Genomic DNA, 17,252 nt, shown 5'->3' with positions numbered 1-17,252 from the left:
GACTCCTGACTTGTATTGAGTCAGATTCCTGCCTAGCCCTGAGAGGTTTTCTCAGGGTTTTTGTATCAAAACCAGAATAAAAAAGCCTCCCTCAACCGGAATATGAGGGAGGCTTAAGATGCCAAGGGGGGCTTTTATCTAAATTGTATTAAGCAGTCACTTCTTGCTTTGCTTCTGCTTTATTTTTTAGGAATGCGTAGGTGAAGCCTGTTACTGCTGTACCTGCTGCAATTGCTACCAAGTACATTAGTACTGGCGTGATTGCGTTAGGGATAAGTAGTACGAACAGACCACCGTGTGGTGCCATCAATTTTGCACCAAACAGCATAGAAAGTGCACCTGTTAACGCACCACCTGCCATACAAGCTGGGATAACGCGCATTGGGTCTTTAGCTGCGAACGGGATTGCACCTTCAGAGATGAAGCATAAGCCAAGTACAAATGATGCTTTACCTGCTTCGCGCTCACTTTCTTCAAATTTCTTCTTCGCAAGGAATGTCGCCAGACCCATACCCAGTGCCGGTACCATACCTGCTGCCATGATTGCCGCCATTGGTGCATAAGTTTCAGATGCCAGAAGACCGACACCGAAAGCGTAAGCGGCTTTGTTTACCGGACCACCCAAGTCGAAACACATCATTGCGCCAAGGATAATACCCAGCATTACTGCACGGTCTGAACCCATGGTGTTTAGGAATTCAGTCAGACCATTCATGATGCCTGCAACCGGACCACCAACGATGTAGACCATCACTAAACCAGTAAACAGGGTAGCAACGAAAGGAATGATCAGAATCGGTTTGAGTGCTTCCATCGATTGTGGCAATGATACTTTGTCAGCCAAGAACTTCGCCGTGTAACCCGCAATGAAACCAGCAGCAATACCACCCAAGAAACCAGAACCAATAGAGCTTGCCAGCATACCGCCAACCAAACCCGGAGCAAGGCCCGGACGGTCAGCAATTGAGAAGGCAATGTAACCAGCAAGAACAGGAATCATAAGCGCGAAGGCTGAGCCACCACCGATATTCATCAGTGCCGCTGCCATAGTACCTTCTTCTTTAAACGCTTCGATACCGAATACGAAGGATAGGGCGATGATCAAACCACCAGCAACCACCACTGGAAGCATGTGTGATACACCCGTCATCAGGTGTTTGTACACACCTTTCTTCTCTTCTGTTGCACCTTCACTTGATGCAGCGCCAGAGTGTTGGTAAACGGTAGCCTGCTCAAAGGCTTTATCCATTTCTTCCGCTGTTTTCTTAAGCGCTGGACCAGTCTTAGTACGGTACATTTTCTTACCGTTAAAGCGGTCAAGCGGAACTTCGATATCTGCAGCAATGATAACCAGATCCGCATCTGCAATTTCTTGATCAGTCAGTTGGTTTTTTGCACCTACAGAGCCGCGAGTTTCCACTTTGATTTGGTGACCACGACGTTTACCTTCTTCATCCAGCGCTTCCGCTGCCATAAAGGTATGTGCTACGCCCGTAGGACACGCTGTAATTGCGACAATTTTCTTAACGGCAGAGCTAGAAGCAGCTTCTGAAGGTGCTGAAGTTACGGTTGCTTGCTCAAGTAAAGCAGCATTCTCTACAGCGGTTTTCAGAAATGCCTCGGCATCTTTTGCTACAGCGCTGATATCTGATTGATAGACTTTCTTGCCCACGAAACGAGAGGTATCAACTGGAGTATTAGTAGCAATAACGATCGCTTCAGCTTGTTCAATGTCAGCGTCTGTTAGCAAGTTAGGTTCAATGATGCTCGATTGACATTCAATTTTCGCATTCCAACCTAGTTTAGTTACCGCTTGATCGAGTAGTCCTGCTGCCAGGATGCTGTTTGCAACACCACTTGGACAGGCTGTAATAATGGCAATATTCATACTGATAACCTTCTGTTCCTTAGTTATTGTCTAAGTTTGTATTAGAGTTAAGCTCGCTCACTTGAGTTTGCAGCTTAATGTTCTCCAGTTCTTCCTGACTGGTAAGTCCAACGCCGACCTGACTGACTGCTAAAGCAGAAAGTGCAGTGGCGAAGCGTAATAAATCGTCTTTTGGCATGACTTGCATGTGGCCCCAGCACAAACCTGCAACTAGTGTGTCACCGGCACCTACCGTGCTAACCACGTTCATTCTAGGTGGTTGTGCGCGTAGCCATTCACCTTGGTTTAGCCACATCACACCATCGGCTCCCATAGAAACCACGATGTTTTCAATGCCTTTATCGCTCAATGTTTGCGCTGCTTGTTGGCATTGTTCTGGTGTTTCCAGATGCTCACCAACGAAGTCACTGAGTTCTTCATCATTTGGTTTGATAAGCCAAGGGTGGGCATCGATACCCGCACTTAAGGCGGCTTTACTGCTATCAAACAGAACTTTTTTGCCAAGTTGATGTAACTTTTCAATCCAGGCAGCGCATAGTTCTGGCGTTACGCCACCTGGTAGGCTGCCCGCGAGAACAAAGTAGTCGTGTGTTTCTGCCAGACGGAAAAGCGTCTCTTCAAAGCGAGAAATATCTTCAGCCGTAACCTGAACGCCAGGAAAGTTGATGTCGCTGACTTCGCCGCTTGATTCAACAAGTTTTACGTTAATACGGGTTGAGCCATTTACTTCAACGAACTCGTCTTTAACATCAATCTCTTCAAATAACTGATGAAAAAGCTCTGGGTTATCTTTACCCAAGAACCCCGTTACGGTCACGTCAGCACCTAAATCACTCAGCACTTTCGCCACGTTAACGCCTTTACCTGCAGCATGAAGGTTGCTTTGTTTTACCAGGCTAACTGAGCCAACTTTTAACGCTTCCACCGAGCCAGTAAGATCGAGGGCTGGGTTTAGCGTGATAGTGACGACTTTGTTTGTTTTCGTGCTAGTCATAACCGCTCCTTAACCTTCACCAAGACCAGATGCGATTGCGTTACCGATTGATTCAAGTGCTTGAGCCGCATCCGGACCTTCAGCAGAGAACTGAAGTTGGTGGCCGTGTTTCACACCTAGGGCGATAACTTTCATTAGGCTTTTCGCGTTTACTGTTTTGCCGTCGCCATCCAAGTTAGACACCTGAATTTTTGATTCGAATTTTTTCGCTTCAGCAACCAGCATTGCACCTGGACGAGCGTGCAGACCATGCGAGTTTTTGATTTTGAACACTGCTGTGTTTCCATCTTCGGAAGCGGCTGGAGCCATTTCTTCACCTTTGAACAAAGCAAGAACTTGTTCTGCAGATGCATCAAGAAGTTTGCCGTGTTCTTTGTTGAAAACCATGCTTGACAGTGTGTTTAAGATCGATTGGTGAGCATTGTTACAAGCAGCAAAAGCAACCAATGCGCGTACCGGTTGACCTTCATAGTTACAGTCGTTGGCGGTAGAAACGAAAGAAACACCAGTGCGAGACACTTGCTTGTTACTACCTACCAGCCACAGACCATTGCCAAGGTTAGTTGGTGCTTTAGTCACGAGATCCGCAACAAACTCTTTGTCGGCGCATCCGGTATTTTTAAGTAGGCCACCAGCAACTGCGCTCATTTGAACCATGTCGCTTGCAGGAAAGTTTAGTTGAATAAGTGAAGCATCGAAGTCAGCTTCTAGCTGAACATCACCATGAAGTAGGGCGATGATATCATCTTCATTCTTAGCGTCACGAAGGCGCTCTTCCACACCGTCAGCACCCAGAACTTTAGTTAGCTGTTTAAGGATGCCCAGGTGTTCATCAGACTTAGCAGCGATACCAATCGCAACAAATACTTTATTGCCATCGCCCCATTCAACGCCTTCAGGGAAGTGATGCACTGCAACACCCGTTGTTTTTACCATTGAGCGAGTGTCAGTCGTTCCGTGAGGTATCGCAATACCATTACCCAAAAAGGTTGAGTTTTGGTTTTCACGATTCAGCATGCCTTCTACATAACCTTGCTCGACCAAACCTTTTTCAGTCAGGCTCTGGGCAATGCTTTTGATTGCTTCAAACTTATCTGTAGCAGATTGTGATAGGGTAATGTCGTTCTTACTTAGCTTAAGCATGGTGCTCTCCAGCATTAAGTTGTCAATTTAAAATACGTTCCGGTTGTGCTGCTTTACGTCGTCTTAAAGGTGATGGCGTTAGCGCCCAACATTTTGTCTGATTTATTTATTTTTATGTTTGGCTGAAACGATTCAGCTGTGCGTTAAATTTTTTAAGAACTTCAGCAAAACTATTTAAATCAATCGTTAATTTTCGTTCTTATAATCCTAGACCATGTGGCTGATAATTGCCGTGTTTTGGTGATTTATGTCAATTTTTAGGTTTTTGCTGAATCCTTTCAGCTTTTATACTGAATCGGTTCAGCATATAATTCAACTTATCTTGAGATCATTGATGTATTAATATGATCATGCGCACAGAATAAGGTGAATAATATGACACTGGATGAAATAGCTAAATTAGCAGGGGTTTCAAAGACCACTGCAAGCTATGTGATCAACGGGAAAGCGCAGAAGTATCGAATCAGTGAGAAAACGCAAAAAAGAGTCATGGCGGTTGTCAATGAACACAACTACAAGCCCGATCACGCGGCATCTGCATTACGAGCAGGTAACTCACGTTCTTTTGGCCTGATTATTCCAGATTTAGAAAACACCAGTTACGCACGTTTAGCTAAACTGATCGAACAAAACTCGCGTAAAGCGGGGTACCAAATTTTAATCGGCTGTTCTGATGATGATCCGGAAACGGAGCAAAAGGTTGCTGAAGCGTTGATCAGCCGTCGTATTGATGCATTGTTTGTCGCGAGCGGTATGCCCAATGCCAATGAGTTTTATCTCAAACTGCAAAACTCAGGCACACCTGTTATTGCACTCGACCGTCCAATGGATGACGAGCATTTTTGCTGCGTGCTTAGTGAGGATTTTGACGCTGCCCTGGAACTGACCGAATCAGTACTCTCAGAAGAGATAAACTCTGTTGGATTGATCGGTGCATTGCCTGATTTACAGATATCTAAAGAACGTGAATTAGGCTTTCGCTCTGCCTGTCAGAAAGGCAACAAAAAAGTTCAGGTTGGTTATGGCCAACAGTTCTCTCGCGAAGAAGGAAAAAAGGTCCTTGCTCAATGGCTAACTGACGAGCATCTTCCGGATGCTATTGTCACTACATCTTACACGTTACTTGAAGGTGTTTTAGACATGATGCTGGAGCACCCGGAGTTGATGCGCAAAATTCGTTTAGCCACGTTTGGTGATAACCGTCTATTGGATTTTCTCCAGGTCAAAATTAACTCTTTGCCACAGCAATTTGAGGTGATCGCAGACAGTGCGATGGAATTAGCGTTGAATGCATCGGCAAAACGTTACAAGCCTGGAGTAGAGCTAATTCCTCGTAAAATAGTGAAGCGCCAGTAACCATTGGTTCACTTAAACTACAATTTAACTTCGATCGTCAGTGCAACAAATGCATGGTCGCTGGCGAACTTGTCTCTCTCATAAGATGGGTTGATGAGGTGTTGATCTAACACTTGGTAGTCAACGACTTCGGCGACAGAGATATCGGAGTGAGCATCAAACTCCTGTGATAGCAGTATATAATCGAGCACATTGCCTTTTGAGAAATGATAGTGCGTCGCAGGACGGTCGCTTAGTGTTGGTGATACTTGTAAATCCCAACCATCTTTGAGTTGCAATTCAGTGACGCTGTCACCAAAGGCGGCGGTTAACGCACTGTTTACACCGCTGTTTGTGATAGGTTGATTCATATCCCCCATTAAAATGGTTGGTATCGGTGTGTCTTTATATTGATTTTGCATCGAGTCCCGGAGCATGACTGCTTCCCATCCCCGTTGTTGTGTCGACAACCAGCGAGCAATGACATGGCTTACATCTTCAGAGTTATTAGCATCCGCGGGACGCTGTGATTTCAAATGCGCAACATAAACGGCGATATGACCAAGAGTGGGATGAACAATCTGCGCATAAATGGGTTTGCGGCTAAATTCTGGTGCAGTATCGAGTCCAAATGGGTTAAGTGAGCTGCGATCGAATGTTACAGCTTGGACCTTTTCTATCGGAAATCGAGAAGCAATAGCGACCACTGGGTGGGTGTATATGTACTCATCTTCTACATTGGGTGTATCGACAGTGGCGAAATAGGGGTATCCAATGTTTTTAAAGAAGGATTTCGTTTCTTCGATACTAAACACTTCTTGCAAGCCAATGATGTCTGGTTCGAGTTTTTCTATTTGATTTTGCGTCCAGGCAAGCTTTCCCTGCCAGTGTTCACGTGAGTAAATGTTCTCAAAGTCGTAATAGGCATCAGGTGGAGCAATAAAATTAAATAGATTCGCCGTAACAAAAGTTATCTGGCTGGGTCTGGACAAAATACGTTCTCACTTTATAGATTTAATGCAGAGTATATACCTAAGCGTGGGTCAGTTGCAGGGTAATCCCCCTAAGTTAACAGAAAGAATACGTTAATAATTGCGGCGAGGTTTCTATTTCTGCTCAATCTGTTTAAACTCCCGAACAACAGCATAAATGAGTAAATGACATGACCCAAGATTACGACCAAGAAGCTTATTTAGATAACGAAGAGTTTGAAGGTGAAGAGATAGAAATCGAAGCGATAGGCATCGAGGTTGATGCTCACCCAATCGAATTGTACAAACTTTTCAAAATCGCAAACTTGGTAAGTGGTGGCGGTGAAGCCAAGCACATCATTGATGAAGGTTATGTCGCAGTCAACGGTGAGCTTGAAACGAGAAAGCGCCGCAAAATGTACGATGGCGATTTTTTCGAGTTCAATCAAGAATACTACGTTGTTGTCTGCGATGCGCCGGTTACTGAGCCAGAAGCAAAAGAACCTAAACAGAAAGCCGCGCAAAAGCAGCATAAACCTCAACCTTCGACTAAACAGCAAAAAACAGCGAATAAGTCGAGCAAAGGAAATAAAGCGAGTAAGTCAAAGAGCAATAAAAACAATGCGGCAGAAAACAAACCCAAGCCGACTCGCGATCCAAAAAGCGGACGTAACTCTATCGACTTTTTCTGATTTGGTCTCTTAGAGCCTAGTCATAAAGATAAGAAAAGCGCCGACATTAAGTTCGGCGCTTTTTCGTTAGTGGTCATTCAATAAGAATAAGACTTTGATCTTTTCTCGACATAGCGAAAAAATAGCGAAAGACCAAAGCAGACGATGAAGTAGGTGAATCCTACGCATAACCAGATCTCAAAAATATATCCTGATGAGTTCGCCATCTCTGTTCCGACAAACGTCATCTCTTGAATAGAGATCAGAGAGACGATAGAGGTATCTTTAACCAAAGATATGGTTTGTCCGGCGAGAGCTGGGGTAATAGCTTTAAGTACTTGTGGGGCGATGATAAATCGGTATTTTACCCAAGCTGACAGCCCCAACGAATCTGCCGCTTCCCACTGGCCCTGATCAATACTTTGCAAGCCAGCCCGGATCACTTCTGCAATGTATGCCGATGATAGTAAACCAACGCAGAGTACGCCAGAAGCGAGGTTCTCCCATAGCTGAGCAGGACCAAATAAAAAGTCTTGGAGAGAGTTAGGCTCACCTTGATAATTTCGCAATAGTGACTCTAACCCCAGCAGTGGGATCAATTGATTAGAAATAAAAAAGTAGAAGATAAATACGAACACCAGAGGTGGAATATTTCTCACTAATTGGATAAACGCATTCGCGGGTGTCCGCAGCCAAATGGACTTTGAGAAACGAGCTAACCCCAGTAGTGTACCCAACACTAGTGCAAAGGTGAGCCCCCAAATGCTTAACCTGAGTGTAGAGATCAAACCCTGGAAGAAGTAAGGAAGGCTACCGTCAGCTCTGGGAGTAAATAGCAAGGTTAATGCTTCGGACCAGTGCCAAATGTAATTAATGCCAACGGTTGAGCGGTAGTATAGCCAGACACCAACCATTGCACAGACAACCACCAATACTGCGTCGAGCAGAGTAAAACGTGCCCGTGATGAATCTGGCCTTGCTCTACTTGGTGCGAGTCGTGTGCTGGTTTGTCCGCTCAAATTTGCTGCCTCCAATCATTCATGAATAAGGAACCGAGGCTCATTTAATATGTGAACCTCGTTCTATCCGTTGAGCAAGGTTATTGACCTTGAGCGACTTGATCCTGCCAGTCTAAGGTAGAAAACCAGTATTCATAACGCTCTTCCAACCAGCCATCTTGAGTTCGGGCTTCAATCCACTTATTAAAGAAGGCCTTCTTATCTTCTTCTCCTAAGCGCACTGCAAACGCTTCATTACCTTTTGAAAGACGTTCGGAAAATGGCAGGAATAGCTTGTCACTGTGCTTCACTGTCTCATGCTCAGGTTTAGGACTTGAAGCAATGACAGCGTGAGCATTACCATTTAATACTTCCTGAAATGCCTGTGCATCATCATCAAACTGCAATAGCTTCGCTTTAGGGAATGTTTCTCGGGCAATTTGAACGGTAAATGCGCCGCGACGTACCGCAATATTAACTCGGCGAGAGTCAAAGTCAGAAAACTCAGTAAAGCCCGATGCAAGCGCTTTATTTGCGGCTACCTGTACGCCTGAGTGAGAGTACGGTTCGGTGAATAACACGCTTTTTGCACGCTCAGGTGTGATAGACATACCACCAATGATGACATCAAACTTCTTAGCAAGAAGTGCAGGGATGATGCCGTCCCAGGCGGTAGGCACAAATTCAATCTTCAAGTCCGAATCGGCAGCCAGTCGTTTGGCTACGTCAATTTCAAAGCCGATGAGTTCTCCTTGTTTGTTTCGCATTGCCCAGGGTACAAACGTGGACATGCCAACACGCAGCGTACCTCTTTCCTTTATTTGATCTAAATTTGGCGTGGTGGATTCTTCACTTGCTAACGACGGTAATGTGAGAGCAAGCCCCAATATCGCAGTGATGGTCGCTTTGAATAACGTCATGTTATCTCCTTATAATTTGCGCCAACTGGCTCCTAACTTGTGCTCCAGCAACGCTGATAAGCCGGACAATGAGAGTGTGAGAGCAAGGTAAATCGCTGCCACGGTAAACCAAATTTCAAACGGCATCGCCGTTTCTGAGACAATATTTCTCGCTTCGGTAGTCAGGTCGAAGATCGCCATCACGCTGACAATGGAAGAGTTCTTTATTAGTGACACCACTTCGTTGGTTAACGGCGGCAATGTACGCTGCAATACCTGAGGTAATATGATGTCTTTATAACTATAGAATGACGAGAGACCGAGCGTCTTTGCTGCTTCAAACTGACCTTTAGGAATACTGTTTAACCCCGCACGGAAAATCTCTGCAGTGTAAGCACCTTGAAACAGTGATAACGCCAACACTGCGGTGCTGAAACGGTCGAGCCCGATGACCGGACCAAACACGAAGTAAAGTAAATAAATCTGCACTAATAATGGTGTATTACGAATCAGCTCAACGTAAGCGCCGCCAATGGCATTACCGATTTTTGAATCGCTTAACCTGAGCAGTGCCGTGACTAAACCAAAGACTAAAGTGAAAAACAGACTGATGGCTGAGATTTTCAGCGTGACGATTAAACCGCTTATCAGTTCAGCAGACCACCATTCACCGTCTTCATAAAACGCGATGTAATCCGTTACGCGATCCCATTGCCATTGATAACCCATGGCTTGCGCGCCGGAGTCGAGCACCCAGACAACAGCAACAAACAGAATTGCCATTTGCAGTAGAGCCTGTAACGCAGGTTTAAATACTCGTCTTATCATCAATAACTTAAAATCTGGTTTAAAAACGTACGTGTTCTAGGATGTTGAGGCTCATTGAATAGGGCTGCTGGAGAGTTGATTTCCACGATTTCTCCTTCATCCATAAACACGACTCGATTTGCGACTTTTTTCGCGAACCCCATTTCGTGAGTCACACAAATCATGGTCATGCCGGTTTGCGCAAGTTCTACCATCACATCCAGCACCTCGTTGATCATTTCGGGGTCTAGTGCTGAGGTTGGCTCATCAAATAATAGCAGGTCTGGCTCCATACAGAGGGAGCGGGCGATTGCGACCCGCTGTTGTTGGCCACCGGATAATTGAATTGGGTATTTATCAGCTTGTTCTTCAATATCGACTCGTTTGAGATAGTGGCGCGCTCGTTTTTCAGCTTCCTTTTTTGACAGTTTTAATGTTCGTATCGGCGCGATCATCAGGTTATTGAGTACCGTCAGGTGAGGGAAAAGGTGAAAGTGCTGAAACACCATGCCGATTTTACCCGGCTGAAGTCCTTTCCCGTTTGCAGGTTGCCCAAAAACGTAAAGTTGTCCCTCTTGTATCGATTCCAAATCATTAATACAGCGGATAAGCGTTGATTTTCCCGAGCCTGATGGACCACAGACCACAACAATTTCACCTGAGTGGACAGAAAAGTTGATGTCTTTGAGCGCGTGGTAATCACCATACCACTTGTTTACGTTGCTAAATTCAACGACGGGAGTGCTGTCTTTCAAAATTCACGCTTTTTAGGGTAACGATGATTCAAACATAGCAACGAGTGAGTTAGATTTCAGTTAGTGCGGACACATATTCGATCCAGAATAGGATAATAAATATCCCCTATAAATGACGGATAAAAAACGTAAGTCACCTGATCCATTACGCATTAATAACGGTGAGGTAGGGCGTACGAATTACTATCGCTATTACCGACATAGTAATAAGAGTTTGCGCTGAGTAGTAAGTCACCATGACTACCTGACGAGAAAAAATGGATTGACCGTCAAAACGTCCGAACGCCAATACCATACCGGAAATAACGAAGAGTAAACATCCCAATATAGCAAAGGATGAGGATTGAGTCTGACCACTTAAATAGTATTCCAGCGCCATCCAACTCATCGCCATCAGAACCAGTATATAGATTGCTACCGGTAGTTTCTGCTTTCCCAGACTCGGTCTGAAAAACATATAAATACAACCACCTAAACCAAAGATGGCGATGGGTAGCCAGGGTGTGATATGCCAAGCGGAGATGAGTGCAAAACTGAAACAGTAGGATAAATGGGCTAAGACAAATGCACTGAATCCTAGCAGTGACTTGTTTCTGTGTGACATGAGCAAAATGTCGCCAAACAGGGAGAGCGACAGACCTAATAAAATCCATTGGGTGTAGGGTAGATGGGTGGCTTCTGATGTGAGCAAGATGCCAATCATTAAGAGAAGCGGAAGCGGTTTGGATGCGTAAAACAGCCACTTCGGACCGTTACGAATACTCATAATATGCAAGGACGCCAATACGACAACGACTAGCCACATAGATTGTTCTCTTGAATAGACAAAATAAGCAGCCTGGTGCTATCGATCTGAGCAAGTTATCCAAGTCGGATACTAACTCCTTCATTTTTTATTTACGCTAAGCTGCCGCTATAAAATTCAATTATTTTTAGTATTTTCGAGCTGTTAGGGGGCATTGCTTTTATTAACGTTACATTTAGCCCTAAAAGCCTAGATATAAAACTCATATTTTTAAAGCGTAGCATAAAAAACGGTATTGTGACTTTATATGCACAATACCGTAATGTTATATCAGTCGGTCTGAAAAACGCTCTTACGCGATGGCTAGATCAAGAATTTCGCGGCTAGTAGCAAGGTCAATGGCTTGGTTTTCACCAAGGACAGTCATACCGTGCTTTTCTAATTGCTCGATGACCGTATCAATTGCCTGTTGGCGATCATCACTGTAATTTTCAAGTTTGGTTTCAACACCGAGTTGGTGATAAAAATCTTCAATCAACTGAACAGTGCGTTCCGCAAGATCATCACTCGCTTCTAAAGCAAATATATTTCGGCCCATTTGTTCCAGCTTCGCTCGCTTGAACTTCATTTGATTGCGAAGCAGAGATGGTTGAATGATCGCAAGTGATCGCGCGTGGTCAACTCCCCAGATAGCGGTTAATTCGTGACCGATCATATGTGTCGCCCAGTCATGAGGTACACCACTACCGATTAAGCCGTTAAGTGCTTGGTTTGCGGACCACATCAGGTTTGCACGCCATTTGTCATCATCGCGCTCGGCAAATTGTTCACCAAGTGTTTTTAGCGTTTTTAGTAAGGTCTCAGCGTACCCGTCTTGTACCATTGCACCTGTTGGTAACGTTAAGTACTGTTCACAAACGTGTACCCAAGCATCCACAATACCGTTGATTAACTGGCGTTCTGGCAGTGTTTTCATAACGTCTGGGTCGAGTACGGCAAATTTTGGCTGCACGGAAGCGGCCCCGAATGACAGTTTTTCCTGAGTTTCTGCTCGGGTGATTACCGCACCTTTATTAGACTCTGAGCCTGTTGCCGGTAGAGTCAAAATCGAGGCTAACGGCACGGCTTCTTCTGCCTGGTGTTGACCAATTAGGATATCCCAACCGTCACCATCATATTTAGACGCTGCTGCCACGTACTTCGAACCGTCAATGACAGAGCCACCACCCACGGCAAGAATAAAGTCGACGTTTTGTGCTTTCACAATCTCTACGGCTTTGTCTAACGTTTCTTTGGTCGGGTTTGGCTCTACGCCAGAGAATTCCAACCACTCATGGCCTTGTAACGCATCCGCTACTTGATCATAAACCCCATTCTTCTTGATAGAACCACCACCGTAAATAATCAGTACTTTTTGGTCTTCAGGGATGGCTTGTTTAATTGAAGCGATTTGGTTCTGACCAAAGTAAATTTTGGTTGGATTGACATAAGAAAAGTTCATTACAGGCCTCTTTGTTCTTTGTTGAGGAGATTGAATACGTGCATATTAGTACTGGGTGGATGAGTGTAGTAGGCTCATTTATCGAAATAAATTGCCTATTTCTACAAAATTAATTGTAAATCTATAGAACGTATTGTTTTGATGGGTGTACAGTGTGCATGTTCACTTTATACATAGAAGTCAGCCGTTACTTGTAGAGGCTTAAAATGAGTTCACTAGCAGAAGTTATGAAGCAGTATGTTGAACTGCACGACTTACATGATTTGGAAGGGTTTAAACAAACCGCGATAGAAGGCGTGTGTTTTTATCGCAATAGTAAGGGAAATAACCGGAAGCCCTTTGTTTATCAATCTGGGATCCTTGTATTAGGGCAAGGACATAAAAACATTCATATTGGCCCTAATCCAGTGCGGTACGGTCCTGATGATTATCTAGTCGTTGGTGTACCAATGCCATTAGAGTGCGAAGCGTTTGCGTCTAACGGAGAGCCTTTATTGGGGATCTCGATTGACATCGCACCAGCGTTACTGAATAAACTTGTAAAAAAACTGGAAACGCAAAATTTCAGTAATACCTGCTCTGATGCTTCTCTGTGTGGGCTGAAATCTGTCACCATGAACGCGAGTATGTTGGATGCGTGTAAAAGGCTGATGACAGCACTTTGCAGTGATCTTGATGTTGTAATGCTTGGCGAACTGCTACTAGAGGAAATCGTGTATCGAACCTTAGTCAGTAAGGAAGGGTATGTGTTATTTGAGCTCGCTCATCAGGAGGGCTCTTATGCAAGGGTGGCAAAAGCGTTAACCCGTGTCCATCAGGCATATGATGAGCAACTCAACGTACAGACACTGGCGAAAGAAGCCAACATGAGTATTTCTGCATTTCATCAGGCATTTCGTAGTGTAACGCTCGAATCTCCTCTGCAATACATCAAAAAAGTGCGCTTGAATAAAGCTCGAGATTTAATTCAGTTAGAAGGACGGAGGGTGAATGATGCTGCTCGGCTGGTTGGTTACAGTAGCCCGTCACAGTTTAGTCGTGAGTACAAACGCCACTTTAACGAAACGCCAAGGGCAACAAAAGCTTAGTGATCTTGAGTCAAAAATCGTATCTTTTTTCGCTCTTTTTATTAATTTGCGACGGACTTATTTATTTGAGCTAAAAAATTAGCGATTGCTGCCAAATGACTGATACAAATTTGCAAAATAGTAGTGAATTGTTGAGAAATGACACTGAAAAATGATCACTACAAGCGGTGATTTTTAAAAACTGTACTTAAGTTATTTTACTTCGAAATAAAAGTGTAAATGTGTGCTACAGCGCGTGTATTTATTTTTTAACAATAACTTAAGGAAAAGGGAAAATGCACCTTAAAAACGGGAAAGCAGTGAAAAGTGTCTTCACACTTAGTACGCTGACGGCTTCTTGCCTTATGGCTTTCAACAGTTATGCTGCTGTTGATTGCTCTCCATTGGAGGTTTGGGAGTCATCAACAATTTATGCAGGTGGTGAGCAAGTCAAGTTCGAAGGTAACGGCTACGAAGCGCGTCACTGGACACAAAATAACAACCCTTCATTGTCAGGTCAGTGGGGGGAATGGGAAAACCTGGGAGCATGTGCAAATACAGACCCAGTTGATCCGCCACAAAACGCCGCCCCAACGATTGTCTTAACTTCACCTTCTGCGTCAGACACTGTGAGCGTAGGGGAAGTTGTGACTTTATCTGCTGATGCGGCAGACTCAGACGGCACAGTAAGTAAAGTAGAATTCCTTGTCGATGGTGTCGTTGTTGGACAGTCCAATTCAGCGCCTTTCTCAGCTTCCTGGACTGCCACAGAAGGACAGCATAATTTCTCCACATTGGCATATGATGATGCGGGTGGGGTGAGTTCAGCAAGCAGTGTCACCCTAACTGTTCAAAATTCTCAAGCGAGTAACGAAGCGCCAACCGTTGATCTCACGATTTCAACACCTTCAATAGAGCTAGGTGGTAGTGTAACGTTGACTGCCAATGCAACCGATACCGATGGTACCGTGTCTAAAGTCGATTTTTACATTGCAGGCGTATTAGTAGGAACCGCGACAAGTGCACCATACTCTTTAAACGTTTCTCCTTCACAATCGGGCTCTCTGGCGGTCTATGCAAAAGCGACAGATGATGCTGGTGCCGCTACAGATTCTTCATTAGTTACTCTGACTGTAAACGGCGGTGCAGTTGTATCCAATTGTCGTCCGGATGGGTTATATCAAACTTCTGGTATCGACGTTCCTTATTGTACGATCTACGACGAAGAAGGGCGCGAGAAGATGGGAGCTGATCATCCACGTCGTGTGATCGGTTACTTCACCAGCTGGCGTAGTGGTGACGATCCACAGTCTACGTATCTTGTAAAAGACATTCCATGGGAGCAATTGACTCATATTAACTACGCGTTCGTTAGTATTGGCTCAGATGGCAAGGTAAATGTTGGTGATGTCAACGATCCAACCAACCCTGCAACCGGAAAAACGTGGCCTGGTGTAGAAGTCGATCCGGATTTGGGTTTCCAAGGTCACTTTGGCGCTCTGGCAACTTATAAGCAAAAACATGATGTTAAAACGTTAATTTCCATCGGTGGTTGGGCCGAAACCGGTGGCCATTTTGATACCAATGGTGAGCGCGTTGCAGACGGTGGTTTCTACACCATGACAACCAATGCTGATGGCTCAGTTAATCACGCAGGCATTGAAACGTTCGCGGCTTCTGCTGTGGAAATGATGCGTAAGTATAAATTCGATGGATTGGATATTGATTACGAATACCCAACATCTATGGCTGGTGCTGGCAACCCTTATGATAAGGACTTCATGGAGCCAAGACGTGCATACCTATGGGCGTCTTACCAAGAGTTGATGAAAGTACTGCGTGAGAAGTTAGATGCGGCTTCGGCTCAGGATGGTGTTCATTACATGTTGACCATCGCTGCACCTTCATCTGGCTACTTACTGCGAGGTATGGAAACGTTCGACGTAACCAAGTATCTGGACTACGTAAACATTATGTCGTACGACTTGCATGGTGCTTGGAACGACCATGTCGGTCACAACGCTGCACTGTTTGATACAGGGAAAGACTCGGAGCTTGCTCAGTGGAATGTGTATGGCACCGCAGCTTATGGTGGTATTGGTTACCTGAACACGGATTGGGCTTATCATTATTTCCGTGGTTCGATGCCAGCAGGTCGTATTAACATCGGTGTTCCATACTACACTCGTGGCTGGCAAGGCGTAACTGGTGGTGAAAATGGCTTATGGGGCCGTGCCGCGCTACCTAACCAGTCCGAATGTGCAGCAGGTACTGGTGAAGGCGAAAAGAATAACTGTGGGCATGGTGCGGTGGGCATCGACAACATGTGGCATGATCTAGACCCAGCAGGCAATGAAATGGGCGCAGGCTCTAACCCAATGTGGCATGCTAAAAACCTAGAAGAAGGCATTTGGGGCTCTTACGCCGATGCATACGGACTTGATCCTTTGAATGATCCTTCTGACCAGCTCGTTGGTACGTATACTCGTCATTATGATGACGCAGCGGTAGCCCCTTGGTTGTGGAATGCAGATAAGAGCGTGTTCCTATCTACGGAGGACAAAGCATCCATCGAAGTCAAAGCCGACTACGTTATCGACAAGGAGATCGGTGGCATTATGTTCTGGGAACTGGCAGGTGACTACAACTGTTATCTACTTGATAAAAACGGTAACCGAACTTCTGTCGATGCAACCGAACAAGCGTGTGCTGCGGGGAATGGTGAATATCACATGGGTAACACCATGACAAAAGCCATTTACGACAAGTTTAAATCCGCAACACCATACGGTAATAAAGTTGCTATGGGCGCGATTCCGACAGAAGCAGTCGATATTATGGTAAGTGTGGGTGGCTTTAAAGTCGGCGATCAAAACTATCCAATCAACCCTAAAATTACCTTTACCAACAACACCGGCCAAGCCATTCCTGGTGGCACAGAGTTCCAGTTTGATATTCCTGTATCCGCGCCGGACAATGCGAAAGACCAGTCTGGTGGTGGTTTAAAAGTTATCGCATCGGGTCATACTCGTGCAAATAACATTGGCGGTTTGGATGGCGTAATGCATCGTGTCTCCTTCTCACTACCTTCTTGGAAAGAACTTCCTGCAGGTGGAACCTATGAGTTAGATATGGTTTATTACCTACCCATTTCGGGTCCAGCGAACTATACGGTTATTTCTGGCGGTAAAGAGTTTGCGTTTAAATTCGAGCAGCCAGACTTGCCAATTGGTGATTTAACCTCTGGCACGGATGGAGATGGCGGTACTACAGAGCCAGGAACTTGTGATACTTCTGGCCTGGTAACATACCCAGATTTTCCTCAAACGGATTGGGCGGGAAATCCAAGCCATGCCAATCAAGGTGATAAAGTGATTCACGACGGTGTGGTATATCAAGCAAACTGGTGGACGTCTTCTGTGCCGGGTAGCGATGGTAGTTGGTCTACAGTATGTAATATCTAAGATTTATTCCTGAC

General features: G+C 45.0%; 14 protein-coding genes. 4 read left to right on the top strand and 10 right to left on the bottom strand.

Features of this window, described 5'->3' with window-relative positions; translation table 11 throughout:
• Positions 1–148: 148 nt before the first annotated feature.
• Genes fruA through fruB form a run of 3 tightly spaced genes read right to left on the bottom strand, consistent with a single transcriptional unit; the run spans position 149 to position 4,025 of the window.
• Positions 149–1,888 (bottom strand): PTS fructose transporter subunit IIBC, encoded by a 1,740-nt coding sequence (gene fruA / locus RXX31_RS03235; RefSeq protein ID WP_317587669.1) that lies wholly within the window; start codon positions 1,886–1,888, stop codon positions 149–151.
• Between the two features lie 19 nt (positions 1,889–1,907).
• Complete coding sequence (gene pfkB / locus RXX31_RS03230) at positions 1,908–2,882, bottom strand: 1-phosphofructokinase (RefSeq protein ID WP_317587668.1); 975 nt, start codon at positions 2,880–2,882, stop codon at positions 1,908–1,910.
• A gap of 9 nt (positions 2,883–2,891) precedes the next feature.
• Entirely contained in the window at positions 2,892–4,025 is a 1,134-nt protein-coding gene (gene fruB / locus RXX31_RS03225; protein ID WP_317587667.1) for a fused PTS fructose transporter subunit IIA/HPr protein, read from the bottom strand.
• A 375-nt stretch (positions 4,026–4,400) separates the two neighbouring features.
• Here fruB and cra point away from each other — a divergent pair, with 375 nt between their 5' ends.
• On the top strand, positions 4,401–5,381 hold the full coding sequence (gene cra / locus RXX31_RS03220; protein WP_317587666.1) for a catabolite repressor/activator: 981 nt from the start codon (positions 4,401–4,403) through the stop codon (positions 5,379–5,381).
• Positions 5,382–5,398: 17 nt separating this feature from the next.
• Here cra and RXX31_RS03215 read toward each other — a convergent pair whose 3' ends face one another.
• Positions 5,399–6,352 carry an endonuclease/exonuclease/phosphatase family protein gene (locus tag RXX31_RS03215; RefSeq protein WP_317587665.1) on the bottom strand — a complete coding sequence of 318 codons (954 nt, stop codon included), beginning with the start codon at positions 6,350–6,352 and terminating at the stop codon, positions 5,399–5,401.
• Positions 6,353–6,522: 170 nt separating this feature from the next.
• On the opposite strand from RXX31_RS03215, the gene RXX31_RS03210 reads away from it, so the two are divergent.
• Positions 6,523–7,023 carry an RNA-binding S4 domain-containing protein gene (locus tag RXX31_RS03210; RefSeq protein WP_317587664.1) on the top strand — a complete coding sequence of 167 codons (501 nt, stop codon included), beginning with the start codon at positions 6,523–6,525 and terminating at the stop codon, positions 7,021–7,023.
• Positions 7,024–7,100: 77 nt separating this feature from the next.
• Here RXX31_RS03210 and RXX31_RS03205 read toward each other — a convergent pair whose 3' ends face one another.
• From RXX31_RS03205 to RXX31_RS03180, 6 genes are all read right to left on the bottom strand, one after another.
• On the bottom strand, positions 7,101–8,021 hold the full coding sequence (locus tag RXX31_RS03205; RefSeq protein WP_317587663.1) for an amino acid ABC transporter permease: 921 nt from the start codon (positions 8,019–8,021) through the stop codon (positions 7,101–7,103).
• Between the two features lie 80 nt (positions 8,022–8,101).
• The gene (locus RXX31_RS03200; RefSeq protein WP_317587662.1) at positions 8,102–8,920 is read right to left on the bottom strand and encodes a transporter substrate-binding domain-containing protein; all 819 of its coding nucleotides are present in this window, start codon (positions 8,918–8,920) and stop codon (positions 8,102–8,104) included.
• Positions 8,921–8,929: 9 nt separating this feature from the next.
• On the bottom strand, positions 8,930–9,727 hold the full coding sequence (locus RXX31_RS03195) for an amino acid ABC transporter permease (RefSeq protein ID WP_317587661.1): 798 nt from the start codon (positions 9,725–9,727) through the stop codon (positions 8,930–8,932).
• Positions 9,727–10,461 carry an amino acid ABC transporter ATP-binding protein gene (locus tag RXX31_RS03190; protein ID WP_317587660.1) on the bottom strand — a complete coding sequence of 245 codons (735 nt, stop codon included), beginning with the start codon at positions 10,459–10,461 and terminating at the stop codon, positions 9,727–9,729. The genes RXX31_RS03195 and RXX31_RS03190 overlap by 1 nt, the downstream gene beginning before the upstream one ends.
• A 145-nt stretch (positions 10,462–10,606) precedes the next feature.
• Entirely contained in the window at positions 10,607–11,266 is a 660-nt protein-coding gene (locus tag RXX31_RS03185) for a lysoplasmalogenase (protein ID WP_317587659.1), read from the bottom strand.
• Between the two features lie 292 nt (positions 11,267–11,558).
• On the bottom strand, positions 11,559–12,707 hold the full coding sequence (locus tag RXX31_RS03180) for an iron-containing alcohol dehydrogenase (RefSeq protein ID WP_317587658.1): 1,149 nt from the start codon (positions 12,705–12,707) through the stop codon (positions 11,559–11,561).
• 206 nt (positions 12,708–12,913) lie between these two features.
• On the opposite strand from RXX31_RS03180, the gene RXX31_RS03175 reads away from it, so the two are divergent.
• Both RXX31_RS03175 and RXX31_RS03170 read left to right on the top strand, forming a co-directional pair.
• Complete coding sequence (locus tag RXX31_RS03175) at positions 12,914–13,795, top strand: AraC family transcriptional regulator (protein ID WP_317587657.1); 882 nt, start codon at positions 12,914–12,916, stop codon at positions 13,793–13,795.
• Positions 13,796–14,070: 275 nt separating this feature from the next.
• Entirely contained in the window at positions 14,071–17,238 is a 3,168-nt protein-coding gene (locus RXX31_RS03170; RefSeq protein ID WP_317587656.1) for a chitinase C-terminal domain-containing protein, read from the top strand.
• Positions 17,239–17,252: the final 14 nt, after the last annotated feature.

The organism is Vibrio sp. EA2 (assembly GCF_033042495.1).
Lineage (GTDB): Bacteria > Pseudomonadota > Gammaproteobacteria > Enterobacterales > Vibrionaceae > Vibrio.
This window is presented reverse-complemented; position numbering and strand designations above follow the sequence as displayed.

Excerpts from the sequence above, each read along its gene's own strand:
- RXX31_RS03185 (WP_317587659.1), bottom strand. The coding sequence starts at position 11,266 with ATGTGGCTAGTCGTTGTCGTATTGGCGTCCTTGCATATTATGAGTATT.
- RXX31_RS03180 (WP_317587658.1), bottom strand. The coding sequence starts at position 12,707 with ATGAACTTTTCTTATGTCAATCCAACCAAAATTTACTTTGGTCAGAAC.
- RXX31_RS03200 (WP_317587662.1), bottom strand. The coding sequence starts at position 8,920 with ATGACGTTATTCAAAGCGACCATCACTGCGATATTGGGGCTTGCTCTC.
- RXX31_RS03195 (WP_317587661.1), bottom strand. The coding sequence starts at position 9,727 with ATGATAAGACGAGTATTTAAACCTGCGTTACAGGCTCTACTGCAAATG.
- cra (WP_317587666.1), top strand. The coding sequence starts at position 4,401 with ATGACACTGGATGAAATAGCTAAATTAGCAGGGGTTTCAAAGACCACT.
- fruB (WP_317587667.1), bottom strand. The coding sequence starts at position 4,025 with ATGCTTAAGCTAAGTAAGAACGACATTACCCTATCACAATCTGCTACA.
- RXX31_RS03210 (WP_317587664.1), top strand. The coding sequence starts at position 6,523 with ATGACCCAAGATTACGACCAAGAAGCTTATTTAGATAACGAAGAGTTT.
- RXX31_RS03170 (WP_317587656.1), top strand. The coding sequence starts at position 14,071 with ATGCACCTTAAAAACGGGAAAGCAGTGAAAAGTGTCTTCACACTTAGT.
- fruA (WP_317587669.1), bottom strand. The coding sequence starts at position 1,888 with ATGAATATTGCCATTATTACAGCCTGTCCAAGTGGTGTTGCAAACAGC.
- pfkB (WP_317587668.1), bottom strand. The coding sequence starts at position 2,882 with ATGACTAGCACGAAAACAAACAAAGTCGTCACTATCACGCTAAACCCA.
- RXX31_RS03175 (WP_317587657.1), top strand. The coding sequence starts at position 12,914 with ATGAGTTCACTAGCAGAAGTTATGAAGCAGTATGTTGAACTGCACGAC.